The sequence below is a fragment of the Streptomyces europaeiscabiei genome, assembly GCF_036346855.1.
Taxonomy (GTDB): Bacteria; Actinomycetota; Actinomycetes; order Streptomycetales; family Streptomycetaceae; genus Streptomyces; species Streptomyces europaeiscabiei.
The window spans coordinates 3,870,280-3,882,357 of sequence record NZ_CP107841.1 but is presented as its reverse complement, the minus strand read 5'-3'; the positions used below and the strand labels follow the sequence as shown (position 1 = coordinate 3,882,357).

The 12,078-nt window shown below is 68.0% G+C and carries 11 protein-coding genes; 5 read left to right on the top strand and 6 right to left on the bottom strand.

Features of this window, described 5'->3' with window-relative positions; genetic code table 11:
• The first annotated feature begins 30 nt into the window (after nt 1-30).
• The 4 genes from OG858_RS16780 (at nt 31) to OG858_RS16765 (ending at nt 5,246) form a co-directional block, all read left to right on the top strand.
• Nucleotides 31-312, top strand: coding sequence for a hypothetical protein (locus OG858_RS16780; RefSeq protein ID WP_086747994.1), 282 nt, complete (start codon nt 31-33; stop codon nt 310-312).
• Nucleotides 294-707 (top strand): DNA-binding protein, encoded by a 414-nt coding sequence (locus tag OG858_RS16775; protein WP_328544759.1) that lies wholly within the window; start codon nt 294-296, stop codon nt 705-707. Before OG858_RS16780 ends, OG858_RS16775 begins: the two co-directional genes overlap by 19 nt.
• Nucleotides 708-778: 71 nt before the next feature.
• Entirely contained in the window at nt 779-1,090 is a 312-nt protein-coding gene (locus OG858_RS16770; RefSeq protein WP_086747993.1) for a trypco2 family protein, read from the top strand.
• Nucleotides 1,074-5,246: a trypsin-like peptidase domain-containing protein gene (locus OG858_RS16765; protein ID WP_086747992.1), complete on the top strand. Its 4,173-nt coding sequence runs from the start codon at nt 1,074-1,076 to the stop codon at nt 5,244-5,246. Before OG858_RS16770 ends, OG858_RS16765 begins: the two co-directional genes overlap by 17 nt.
• Here OG858_RS16765 and OG858_RS16760 read toward each other — a convergent pair.
• Together OG858_RS16760 and OG858_RS16755 are read right to left on the bottom strand one after the other, a co-directional pair.
• Nucleotides 5,236-5,430: a DUF397 domain-containing protein gene (locus OG858_RS16760; RefSeq protein WP_319320825.1), complete on the bottom strand. Its 195-nt coding sequence runs from the start codon at nt 5,428-5,430 to the stop codon at nt 5,236-5,238. The two genes, OG858_RS16765 and OG858_RS16760, sit on opposite strands and share 11 nt — an antisense overlap.
• A gap of 11 nt (nt 5,431-5,441) precedes the next feature.
• Nucleotides 5,442-6,323 carry a helix-turn-helix domain-containing protein gene (locus OG858_RS16755; RefSeq protein WP_328544760.1) on the bottom strand — a complete coding sequence of 294 codons (882 nt, stop codon included), beginning with the start codon at nt 6,321-6,323 and terminating at the stop codon, nt 5,442-5,444.
• Between the two features lie 253 nt (nt 6,324-6,576).
• On the opposite strand from OG858_RS16755, the gene OG858_RS16750 reads away from it, so the two are divergent.
• On the top strand, nt 6,577-7,011 hold the full coding sequence (locus OG858_RS16750) for an ATP-binding protein (RefSeq protein ID WP_319064910.1): 435 nt from the start codon (nt 6,577-6,579) through the stop codon (nt 7,009-7,011).
• Between the two features lie 244 nt (nt 7,012-7,255).
• On the opposite strand, the gene OG858_RS16745 is transcribed toward OG858_RS16750, so the two are convergent.
• From OG858_RS16745 to OG858_RS16730, 4 genes are all read right to left on the bottom strand, one after another.
• Nucleotides 7,256-8,698 (bottom strand): GH1 family beta-glucosidase, encoded by a 1,443-nt coding sequence (locus OG858_RS16745; RefSeq protein ID WP_319322276.1) that lies wholly within the window; start codon nt 8,696-8,698, stop codon nt 7,256-7,258.
• 119 nt (nt 8,699-8,817) lie between these two features.
• Entirely contained in the window at nt 8,818-9,723 is a 906-nt protein-coding gene (locus tag OG858_RS16740; RefSeq protein ID WP_086749208.1) for a carbohydrate ABC transporter permease, read from the bottom strand.
• Nucleotides 9,720-10,748, bottom strand: coding sequence for a carbohydrate ABC transporter permease (locus OG858_RS16735; protein WP_086749207.1), 1,029 nt, complete (start codon nt 10,746-10,748; stop codon nt 9,720-9,722). Before OG858_RS16735 ends, OG858_RS16740 begins: the two co-directional genes overlap by 4 nt.
• Nucleotides 10,745-12,067, bottom strand: coding sequence for an ABC transporter substrate-binding protein (locus tag OG858_RS16730; RefSeq protein WP_086749206.1), 1,323 nt, complete (start codon nt 12,065-12,067; stop codon nt 10,745-10,747). The genes OG858_RS16735 and OG858_RS16730 overlap by 4 nt, the downstream gene beginning before the upstream one ends.
• Nucleotides 12,068-12,078 lie beyond the last annotated feature (11 nt).

Here is a 12,078-nt window from a genome sequence, read left to right as displayed (position 1 = left end):
GGCCGCGGCCCGACTCGTTGGTCAGCGTGCCTGGGGCGGGTCGTCAGCAGTAGACGGGAAGGTCCTGCCACCAGGGTGAGCCTCTCGCTTCCGGAGGGGACTGCAGAGGCGATCCGGCAGCGAGTCGGTAAGCGTGAGTTCTCGGCGTTCATCACCGAAGCGGTGGAGCGTGAGCTGCGCGGTCGGATCCTGGACGAGTATCTGGCCGACCACGGACAGCGCAAGGGGCCGATCTCCGCCGACGAAGAGGCGCGGGCGCGTCGCGTCTTCGACGAGGTGTTCGCGGAGGGCCAGTGGCCCTCCGCAGGCTGAGCCACGAGGGCACCCTCGTGCTGGACCGCGAAGGCCTGTCCAAGCTGGTCGGCGATCACGAGCCTGCCGTCGCGCTGGTCGCCGAGGCGCGCAAACGGGGCATGGAGGTGGTCATCGGTGCCCTCACGATCATCGAGGCGGTTCATCGCCGGACGGACAGGGCGCGGCTCGCGTGGATGCTGTCCGGCATGCGGATCGTGCCCATCGGGGACGAGGACGCCAAGGCTGCCTCGGCCATGCTGATCGGGGCAGGCCTGCACGGCCACGAGTACGCGATCGACGCCGCCGTGGCCGAGATGGCGCTGCGCCAGCACCGCCCGGTGGTCATGCTCACCTCGGACATCGACGACATGGCGAAGCTTTGCGGGGAGCGGGTGCGGTTGGTTGCCGTATAGGGCGGTGCTTGGAACCGGCAGTGTGCCGCTGTGACTTGTAGCATCTGAACACCGTGGCGCGAGGGGGAAGCGTGATCGAACTGTCCGACATGATCCGGGAGTTGCGGCAACAGCTGAGCAGCGCGCTCGTGGACGGAGCCGACGAGGCGGTCCGGTTCGAGGTCGGTCCTGTGGAGATCGAGGCGACCGTCGCGGTCACTCGTGAGGCCGGCGCGGACTCCAAGGTCCGACTGTGGGTTGTCGACGCCGGGGCGAACGGCAAGTACGCACACGCCCAGACCCAGCGGATCACGGTCACGCTGACACCCAAGGCTGTGGCTGCCGACGGTAGTTCACCGCAGTCGGTGCTGATCGCGGGCGGCGAGGTTGACGGCGAACGCTGACCGGGGGCTGCGGCCGGAGCGGGTCGCCGAGATCATCGTCGCGCTGTCGGGTGGTGGTGCGGGGCGTCGCGGTTCGGGCTATCTGGTCTCGCCGGGCAAGGTGCTGACCGCCGCGCACGTCGTCGCGGGCGCCACGACCATCCGGGTGCGCTTCCAGGCCGACAGGCCGGGTGAGCGGACCGTCGAGGCGAGCGTGGCCTGGCGGCACGAGGGCATCGACATTGCCGTGCTCGCCCTCCCGGATGACGATACGGAACTCATCCCGGTCCCGTACGGCCGCGTCGGTGAGCACGACGCTGTACTGCGCTGTACGGCCCTCGGCTTCCCGCGCTTCAAGCTCCGTACGGGCGACGACGGTTCGCGATTCCGGGACGCCGAGCACGTACACGCGACCTGCGCGGTCCTGTCCAACCGGCGCGAGGGCACGCTCGATCTGTGCGTCACCTCGCCTCCGGCGGACGATCCGGACCCAGAGCGGGACGCGTGGGAGGGCATGTCCGGCGCGGCCCTCTTCGCGGGCGATCGTCTCGTCGGCGTGATCACCCGGCATCACCGGTCCGACGGGCCCGGCCGTGTCGCGGCGAGCCGGGCGGACCGTTGGGCCGAGAAGCTGTCCGCGACGGAACTGGCCTCGCTGGAAGAGGCGTTGGGATGCGAGCTGTGCCCCGGCACGCTGCCGGACGCCCTACCGGCCACCGGCCTCGCCCTCATCCAGGAGATCTACCGGGCACAACTCGCCGACATCGCCCCCGAAGAACTGACCGACAGACAGTCCGAACTCCGTGACCTCGTCGAGTTCTGCGGCGGCCCCACCCAGTACCGCTGGCTCCAGGGACCGCCCTGGACCGGCAAGACGGCCCTCGCGGCCTGGTTCGCCCTGCACCCGCCCCGTGGTGTCGTCCCGGTCTGGTTCTTCATCACGGCACGCTATGCCGGTCAGTCGGACGGCGATGCGTACACCGGAGCCGTCATCGAACAGCTCGCCACGATCGCGGGCCGCGAACCCAACCGCCACGCCTCCCCGACCGCCCGCGACGGCGAACGCCGACTCCTCCTGCGCGAGGCCGCAGAACGCGTCGCCCAGAACGGCGGCACACTCCTCCTCGTCGTGGACGGCCTCGACGAGGACCAGTCCCTGCAGCCCGGCGGCAGCGGCACGAGTATCGCCGCGCTCCTGCCGCAGCGGCTGCCGTCGAACGTCCGCGTCCTGGTGACCAGCCGCCCGAGCCCCGACATCCCGGGTATCCCGTCGGACGTCAAGGGCAGCCATCCCCTGCGCGGCTGCCCGGTGGTCAAGCTCTCCACGGTGGAAGCGGCTCGGCACACCGAGCACGAAGCCAAGTACGACCTCCATCGGGCGTTCACCGGTGAACGGTTGGAGCGCGACCTGCTCGGTCTACTCACGGCCGCGCGCGGCACCCTCACGGACGATGATCTCCGTGCACTCACGGGTGAGCCCGGCTACACACTCCGCCACAGACTGGGCAGTGTCTTCGGCCGCATCCTGCGTCTGCGTGGCAGCGACTTCAACAGCGCCGGGGGCGGCGACACGGCCCTGTACACCACCAGCCGCGGCTACCTCTTCGCCCACGAGACCCTCCTCAAGACCGCCGAGAACGAGTTGGGGCCCGACGTGGACGCGTACCGGGAACGGGTGCACGTCTGGGCGGAGACGTACGAGCGTCGGGGCTGGCCTGAGGACACGCCGCCGTATCTGCTTCAGCCGTACGGCCGCCTGGTCGCCCTGCTCCGGGACGTGAGCCGAACCACCGCCCTGGCCACCGACGCCCGGCGCCGCGACCGCCTCCGAGAGGTGACGGGCAGCGACGCGGCGTGTCTCGCGGAGATCGCGGCGGCGCGGGAGACCGTTCGGAGAGTGGCGCCCGAAGACCTGGGCATGTCGGTGGCGCTTGCGGTCGTCGGCGATCTGGTCGCCCGGCGCAACGAGTCACTCCACCCGGACATCCCAGCTGTCTACGCCCGTCTCGGCCGCCCCCGACTTGCCATTGGCCTTGCTCGAAGTGTCTTCCGCCCCATGGATCGGGCCCGAGCATTGGGACGAGTCGCGCGAGTCCTGGCCGACGAGGGAGACCTGCGGGCGGTGGGGGTGGCGGAGGAAGCACTGCGGCTGACTGAGGAGACGATTGCGGAGCGTCCCGGGTTCTACAGTGACACCTGCGTTCTGGAAGCACGGGGCAGGCTGGCCATCGCTCTCGCAGCAGTGGGGTTAAGAGACGAAGCACTGCGTCGGCTCAGCGAACTCCCTGTTCCGGAGTACGACTCTGACGTCGAAGCGATGGTCGAGGCATTCGTGTCAACTGCGACTGCGCTGCAGGCTCCGAGGGACGCGGCAGGTCTGCTGAGGCGAGCCGAGAAGGCCGTAGAGAACATGTGGCGAGTGCCGGCTCGCATGCGTGCCATGGCATCCATAGCTGAGGCATGGGCGGCTTGCGGCGACCTTGGTAGTGCGGTGCGCTTGTACGACTCTGTGGTCATGCTCGCTCACTATGATGCGGAAGACTCGGTGGAGGTCGCCGCAACTGTGGCGGACGTCCTACGGGAGGTGCGTCCGCGCGAGGCGGAGCGCATCGCCAGGCGCGCGGCTGAGTATGCACAGAACCTTCTGCGGAGCCTTGAAGGCCCTGAAATCTGGGGGAACGAGGACAACTGGTACCGGCTGACCGAGGCCGTGCGCGCACTCGTTGTAGCGGATCAGTTGGATGACGGCTGGCTGCTCGCGCGGGCCGTCCGGCAGGCGACTTCACTGGAGTTGCGTGAGGAACTGGCGGCGATCGCCGAAGGGCTGGCTCGCCGAGGCCGAGCCGCAGAGGCGTGGGCGGCCTTGGCAGGCCTTTGGAAGGTCGCCGCACATCGTGGCGAGAACGCCTCGTCGACTGCTGTCACAGCTGGGTTGCTTGTTCGTGCCGGGGCTGCTGATCAATTAGAGACCTTGCTGCTCAACGAGTCGGAGGTCCCGCAGTGGCATGTGTCCGAGGCGCTCGCCGTGCTCGCGGCCCACTTCGCAGAGCACGACCCGCAACGGTCATGGAGATTGCTCGACCGCGCAGCGCCTGGGCACCAGTCGGAAGGCGGAGAGATCCGCCTCTCTCAGCCCGATCGCTTTGCCGCCTTCGCCGGTGCGCTTGCAACAGTGAGCCTGTCGAGCGAGGCCGAACGTCTCATCAGGGCGCTCGGCTCGCGTGACGCGCAGGCTTGGGGGTATGCCGCCGCAGCCGTGGCCGTTGCACCAGCGGACCGCAGCCGGGCGCTGCGCTTTGCTGAAGAGGCCATCCATGCGGCGCTGACAACCCCCGTTGCAATGGTGCGCGCCGACACTCTCACGACAGCACTTGAGGCACTTGCTCATGCGGGTGCGACGGACCGCGTCATGGAGATGATCGAGCATCGCTTGGGCGGGATGCGGGATCAATTGGTCGGGTATGACCATGACATGGTGTGCATGACGGCCTCATCGGGTCTGTGGCCGCATGATCCGGAAGCAGCGGCGCGGTTGGTCGATGACCTGCTCCCGGGCACACGCTCTGGGACTCCGTCGCTACTTGCGATGCTGCTCGCTGTCGTGCGTCCCCACGATGGGGTGCGCAGCGGCCGCATCCTCAGGGCCCTGCAGCACATGGCCTCGGACGACTCTGTGGGCCGCACGTTCCATGACGAAGTGCTCATGAGTCTGTTCACCGCCGTCGAGGATCCGGCTGCGGCTCGTCGCCGCTTCGACCAAGCCCTGTTGAAGAACAGGGAGTCCTGGCCCTCTAGACCGGGCACCGCAGAGGCAATCGTGTATGCCGTTCTCGGCGATCACGAAGCGGCCCAGGCCGTTGCTCGTGGCAGAGCAACGGGAGAAGAACGTGGGGAGACGCTCGCGGACCTCGCTGCGTACGTTGCCTGCGTACCTGGTGTCCGCAAGAGCACGTCGTTTGAGAATTCCTCGACCTACATCCCCGCAATCTGCCGATTCGCGGCCATGGTCCTTCCGCCTTTGGGTGGCCCGGACCTCCGTCGCGCGCGAGCTCTGCTCGCAGAGGCGGCCACCCCGGACGGATGGCACCACGTCGTTCCGGTCCTGGCCGCCATCGACCCCGACGCCGTCCACCGCGTATGGGACGTGGTTTTCGCCCATGTGGGCCTCAGCGACTGAGGCTTCCGCCTTTGACCGTGTGCAAAAGGTGCGCCAAGGCGCGGGGGGTGGCCGTGGTGATCTCGTGCGGCCGGTCGCTCTCGCGGAGGTGTATGCGGTGGGTGGTGGCTGCCGCCAGCTCTATGCAGTTGCCCTCGCCGCCGGTGCTGAACGACGACTTTTGCCAAGAGAGTTGAGGTGGCATCGAGGGTCCTTTCAGAGGTCGTACATCACATGTTGGATGAGGCTCAGTGAGTCGCGGGACTCGTGCGACTCCGGGGTTGATTCAGGGTCCACCGGTGTCAGCGCCAGTTTGGTGAGTCGCTCGAACATCTTCGCGTACTGGTCGAGTTGGTCTCCATCGCGGAGGAAGAGTGATTTCGTCGGATGCTCCAGGTAGACCGTGTCCAATTCGGGCGCCGTGTTGCCGTAGATGACGAACGACTGAATGTGCGCGGAGTAGATGCCGGACTCGAAGGGCCACACCTGCACAGTCACGTTGGGCAGTCGACTGACCTCCATGAGTCGTAGGAGTTGGCGGCGCATGACTGCCGGGCCGCCCACGCGAGTGCGGAGCGCGGCTTCGTTGATCACCGCGTGGTAGATCACCGGTGGCTCGGCGTTCAGCACGCGTTGCCTGGCCAGGCGGAACTCGGCGTACCGGTCGACATGCGGGGACTGCGGCTCCGTGACGGCCAGGACGGCGCGGGCGTACTCGTCGGTCTGAAGCATGCCGGGGATGGCCAGGGGCTCATGCGTACGCAACACCGTCGACCGGGCTTCGAGCTCTGCCAGGTCGCGGGCCGCCGGGCCGATGGTGTCGGCGAAGTCGTCCCACCAGCCCTTGCCGCTGGCCTGTCCCATCTTCATCAACTCGTCGAAGTGGGGACCCGGCGGGCAGTTGTACGCGCGAAGCAGCGGGTGCAGCCGGTTGCGGGAGACCCCGAGCCGCCCGGACTCGATGTAGCTGATGCGTGAGCGCTCGCCCTCCAGCAACTTGGCAGCGTCGTCGCTGGACATGCCTGCGCGAAGCCGGAGTTTGCGCAGTTCGATCCCCAGACGGAGTTGTCGCTCACTGGGGCTATTCCTTGGTGGCATTGTCCCTCCCTCGGTCGTGCGCAGTGTGCCGCTCACCTGCTCAAGCCGTCGACCAGTCGCCAGGCGAGTCACTCACAAGGGTCAATTATGGCGTTCACGATTGAACCTAGGTCATGAATGACCCTACCGTCAGTATCTGCCACCCACTCCGCGTCACGAGGAAGTACCCCCGCCCTCAAGCCGGTTCCCAGGCGCCGAGGCCCGGACCTGGTCACCGCGTGCACGCTCGACCCCGCCGAAAGAGGCTGACCCCATGAACCTCTCCCTCACCTTCCCGCCCCACCCCGCCTGGGTCCGCACCGCCCGGGAAGCCGTCCGGGCCCTTCTCACCGCCGCCGACCACCCCGAACTCACCGACACCGCGGTCCTGCTGACCTCCGAGGCAGTCACCAATGCCATCAACGCCTGTACGGCGAAGGGCTGCACGACCTCTGTCATCCTCCATGCCTCCTGGATCCGTCCCGCCCGCCTCCGCGTCCTCGTCCACGACGAGGCCCCCGGCCTGCCCATCGGACGCTCGGCCACCCCCGATGACGAGGGCGGCCGGGGCATGCAGTTGATCTCGTTCGGCGCCCATGCGTGGGGTGTGCGTACGGACAGCTCCGGCCAGGGCAAGGCCACCTGGTTCGAACTGGGAGCATGCACATCACGAACAAGCCGGAACGCTCTTACGCGGCCCAGCCGCTGATTGACCTTGATGTCGAACTACTGGCCTTGGCAGCCCTGGCCCTCCGCGCCGAAGCCGTCGAGAAGACCGCCGGCACCGCCCCGCAGGGAAGCCGTCGTATGCCAAGAAACAGACGCTCGCAGTAGCCCTGCTCGCCGCCTCCGACAACGCCCGGGGCGCGGCGCTCCCCTAATCGCGCCGCGCCCCGGACCCCCGTTCCCCCCGGAGGGCTCCCCCAGCCCCCGGCTCTACACCCCGACGTCCCCTACGCCGAGGTCGTCATCAGCGGCGGCAGCGCCCCCGTCTTCGCCGCCTGCCCGTACCAGTACGCGCTCGACTTGGGCGTACGGGCGAGCGTCGCGTAGTCGACGTACACCGCCCCGAACCGCTTCCCGTACCCGTACGCCCACTCGAAGTTGTCCATCAGGGACCACAGGTAGTACCCGCGCACATCCGCCCCCTCGGCGATCGCGCGCCGGACCGCCCGCAGGTGGCCGTGCAGGTAGGCGATGCGCTCGGGGTCGTGGACGCGACCGTCCGCGTCCATCTTGTCGTCGTACGCCGCCCCGTTCTCGGTGATGTACATCGGCAGTCCCGGCGCCTCCCGCGAGTACCGCATGATCAGCTCATGCAGACCCGTCGGGTCGATGGTCCAGCCCATCTCCGTACGCTCGCCCGGAGTCTGGTGGAACAGGACGTCGTCCGCGGCCGGCCACGGCGAGTGGTTGCTCGCCCCGTGGCCGTCCGCGCGCGGCCCGGTCGCGTCCGCCTCGGCCGCGCCCACCAGCGTCGGCGTGTAGTAGTTCAACCCCAGCGCGTCCAACGGCTGGTTGGCCGCCGCCACGTCACCGTCCTGCACGAACGACCAGTCCGTCAGCGACGAGGTGGCGGCGAACAGGGTCTCCGGGTACGCCCCCTGCAACATCGGCCCGTGGAAGACGCCGTTCGCGAGGTCGTCGATCTTCCGGGCCGCGGCCACGTCCTCGGGGGAGTTCGTGATCGGCCGTACCACCGACGAGTTGAGGCTCACCGCGATCGAGTTGCGGGCGGGCATCGCCGAGCGGAGCGCCGAGACGCCCAACCCGTGCGCCAGGTTCAGATGGTGGGCCGCGCGCAGCGACGCCACCGGGTCCGTACGGCCCGGCGCGTGCACCCCGGAGCCGTAGCCGAGGAACGCGGTGCACCACGGCTCGTTGAGGGTGATCCACTGCTCGACACGGTCGCCGAGCGCCTCGCCCACGATCCGCGCGTACTCGGCGAAGCGGTGCACGATGTCCCGCTCGGGCCAGCCGCCCGCGTCCTCCAACTCCTGGGGGAGGTCCCAGTGGTAGAGGGTGACGGCCGGCTTGATGCCCTTGTCCAGCAGCTCGTCGACCAGACGGCGGTAGAAGTCGAGGCCGCGCTGGATCGCCGGGCCCCGGCCCGTCGGCTGCACCCGCGACCAGGAGATGGAGAAGCGGTACGAGTTGAGGCCCAGGTCCGCCATCATCGCCACGTCGTCGCGGTAGCGGTGGTAGTGGTCGACAGCGATGTCACCGGTCTCGCCACCGGCGGTCTTGCCCGGGGTATGGCTGAAAGTGTCCCAGATGGAGGGCGTACGGCCGTCCTCACGCACCGCTCCCTCGATCTGGTAGGCGGAGGTGGCCGCGCCCCAGAGGAAGGCGGGAGGAAAGGTCACCGGGGTCACCGGGTTCACGGATTCAGGCATGGAAGCGCTCCCATAGTGGTCGTGGAGACCGACAGTGGCGGGTGGGGGGATGAAGCAGAGGGGGGCGGGGACGGCGCTGGCCCGGCCCCCGAGGGGGAACTACGCGGCGGCGAGCCGGGTCATCCCTTGACCGCGCCCTGCATGATGCCGCCCACGATCTGCTTGCCGAACAGAAGGAAGGCGATCAGCAGCGGCAACGTGCCGAGCAGCGCGCCCGCCATGATCACCGACTGGTCGGGGATGTAGCCGGTGCCAAGGGCGTTGAGGGCCACCTGGACGGTCGGGTTCTGCTGGTTCAGGGCCAGGATCGGCCACAGGAAGTCGTTCCAGGCCATGACGAAGGTCAGCAGCCCGAGCACCGCCATCGCCGGCCGCGCTGCCGGGAAGACGACGTGCCACACGATCCGCAGACTGCTCGCGCCGTCGACCCGCGCCGCCTCGATCAGCTCGGTGGGCAGCGCCTGGACCAGGTACTGCCGCATGAAGAACGTGCCGAAGGCGCTGACCAGCGTGGGCAGGATGACCGTCTGCAGCTGGTTGGACCAGTTCAGATCGCTCATCCACAGATACAGCGGGACGACGGCCAGCTGCGGCGGAATCATCATCGTGCCGATGGTCAGCAGCAGCAGCGTGCTGGAGAACCGGAACCGCAGCTTGGCGAAGGCGAACCCGGCGAGCGTGGAGAACAGCACCGTACCGACGGTGATCGTCCCGGCCACGAACGTCGTGTTGAGCATGGCGGTGCCGAGCCCGGCCTGCTCCCAGGCGGTCTCCAGGTTCCTGAACAGGTTCCCGCCGAACCACAGCGGCGGTGGCGCCTCGGCGAGCCGCTGGTTGGTGCGTGAGGCCGCGATCGCCGTCCACACCAGGGGGGCCAGTGAGCCCACGGCGAAGAGGGTCAGTACGACATAGGTGAGCGGGCCCGCGTGCAGCTGCTTGCCCGCGCCCATCACCCGTCGGCGGGAGCCCTTCTTCTCCGGAACCTTCTCCGGAGTCCGGGGAAGAGTCAGTTCGCTCGTGGTCATGGGGACTTCCTCAGCCGTCGGGTGAGCAGCAGGTTGATCGCGGCCACGATCAGCAGGATCAGGAACATCGACCAGGCGATCGCGGACGCCTTGCCGAGGTTGCCGATCATGAAGCCCTGGTCGTACATGTACAGGCCGAGCGTCTGGTACTGGTGCTCGGAGCCGCCCTTGGAACCGTCCGCCCCGCCGAACAGCAGGGGCTCACCGAAGAGCTGGGTCGCGCCGATCGTGGAGACCACCGCGGTGAACAGGATCGTGGGCCGCAGCTGCGGGATCGTCACATGGATGAACTGCTGCCAGCGGTTCGCGCCGTCGATGGACGCGGACTCGTACAGGTCGGCGGGGATCGCCTGCATCGCCGCCAGGTAGATCAGCGCGTTGTAGCCGGTCCACCGCCAGATCACGATCGTGGAGACGGCGAACTTCGAACCCCAGTTGGACTCACGCCAGTTGACGGGGTCGATCCCGATGAAGTCGAGCAGCCAGTTGATCATGCCGCCGTCCCAGGAGAACAGCAGCACGAACACCAGTGTGGCTGCCGCCACCGAGGTGGCGTACGGGGTGAGCATGATGACCCGCCACACGGTCGAGCCACGCAGCCGGTAGTTGAGCAGGTGCGCGATACCGATCGCCACCATCAGCTGCGGCACGGTCGCGATCACGCCGATGGCGAAGGTGACCCACAGGGAGTTCCAGAAGAAGTCCGAGGACAGCAGGTTCTGGTAGTTGTCCAGTCCCACCCAGGTCTGGTTGTCCAGGTCGGAGAGCTGCACGTTGTGCAGCGAGTACCAGCCCGTGTACACGAGCGGGACGAGCGAGAACGCCCCGAAGATCAGGAAGAAGGGGGAGATGAACACGTACGGGGACGCCTTCATGTCCCAGCGGTACAGCCGGCTGCGCCACGAGTCGGTGCCCGGCGGCGGCGTACCGCGACCCTGAGCGCCCCGGACCGCGCCCGGCTCATCGCCGGGCGCGGTCTCGGCGCTCGTCGCGGAATGCGCGAGTGCCTCTTTGGAGCTGGTCACTGGCCGAGCACGTCCTTGATCTCCTTGCTGGCGGCGTCCCAGCCCTCTTCAGGGCTCTTGCCCTTCTGCTCGACCTGCACGATGCCGATGTCGGTGATCGCGGTGCCGATCGGCTGGTCCTTGGCGCCGAAGTACTGCACCGGGATCGTCTTCGCCGAGTCGGAGAAGATCTGCGTCAGCGGCGCGTCGGAGAAGTAGGCGGTGGTATCGGCGCTCGGCTTCAGGGTCCCGTACGCCGACGGGGTCGACGGGAAGCTGGCCTGCTTGGCGAAGACCTTGGCCTGCTGCTCCGGAGCGGTCAGCCACTTCGCCAGGGCGATGGCCTCCTTCTGGTGCTTGCTCGCGGTCGGCACACCGATGAACGCGCCGCCCCAGTTGGCCGCGGTCGGCGCCGCCGCCACGTCCCACTTGCCCTTGCCGGCGTCACCGGACTTCTCCTGGATGTAGCCGATCATCCACGCCGGGCAGGCCACCGTGGCGAAGGAGCCCTTGGCGTAGGCCTGTTCCCAGGGCAGCTCGAACTGCTTCAGCTTCGCCGTCATGTCGCTCGTCGCCACCGTCATCGCGTCGTTCCAGGCGTCCTTCACGCCCTGCGACTTCTCCCAGACGGTGTTGCCGTCCTTGTCGTAGTAGCGCTCGGTCGCGCCGCCGAGGGCCGCGTTGTAGACCGAGGAGGCAGAGTCCACGTACTTGGTGCCCTTCGGCGCCTTCTTCATGTACTCCTTGCCGAGGTCGACGTACTTGCTCCAGTCGCCCTTCCACTGCTCCGCGAGCTTGGCGCGGTCCGTTTCGAGGCCGGCCTTCTCGAACAGGTCCTTGCGGTAGCAGATCGCCATCGGGCCGATGTCGGTGCCGAGCCCGATGAGCTTGCCGTCCTTGGTCGTGGCCTGCTGGTTCTTCCAGTCCAGCCACTGCGACTTGTCGACCTCCTTGCCGAGGTCGACGAACTTGTCGCCCTGCGTCTCCACGGCCTCGGTGACGTTGCCGATCTCGATCGCCTGGATGTCGTCGGTGCCGGAGCCGGCCTGCAGACGGGTGAGTGTCTTGGGCCAGTAGACCGAGGTCTTGGTGGTGACGTTCTCCTTGATGACGACGTTCGGGTTCTGCTTCATGTACTCGTCGTACAGGCCGGCCTGCTTGTAGCCGAAGACGCCGAAGGTGCCGACCGTCAGCGTGATCTTGCCCTCGGTGTTGCCGCCGCCCTCGTTCGACGTGCCGTCGTCCGGGTCCTCGGAACAGCCGGCCAGCAGCCCGGCGCCCAGGGCGGCGACGGCTGCCAGGACCACCGTGTTGCGGGCGGTTCGGGTACGTGCTCGCATTGCGTCCTCCT

What these genes read in the sequence shown, in the direction of transcription:
- OG858_RS16760 (WP_319320825.1), bottom strand. Translation starts at nt 5,430, where the DNA reads ATGCCACCTCAACTCTCTTGGCAAAAGTCGTCGTTCAGCACCGGCGGC.
- OG858_RS16755 (WP_328544760.1), bottom strand. Translation starts at nt 6,323, where the DNA reads ATGCCACCAAGGAATAGCCCCAGTGAGCGACAACTCCGTCTGGGGATC.
- OG858_RS16750 (WP_319064910.1), top strand. Translation starts at nt 6,577, where the DNA reads ATGAACCTCTCCCTCACCTTCCCGCCCCACCCCGCCTGGGTCCGCACC.
- OG858_RS16745 (WP_319322276.1), bottom strand. Translation starts at nt 8,698, where the DNA reads ATGCCTGAATCCGTGAACCCGGTGACCCCGGTGACCTTTCCTCCCGCC.
- OG858_RS16740 (WP_086749208.1), bottom strand. Translation starts at nt 9,723, where the DNA reads ATGACCACGAGCGAACTGACTCTTCCCCGGACTCCGGAGAAGGTTCCG.
- OG858_RS16730 (WP_086749206.1), bottom strand. Translation starts at nt 12,067, where the DNA reads ATGCGAGCACGTACCCGAACCGCCCGCAACACGGTGGTCCTGGCAGCC.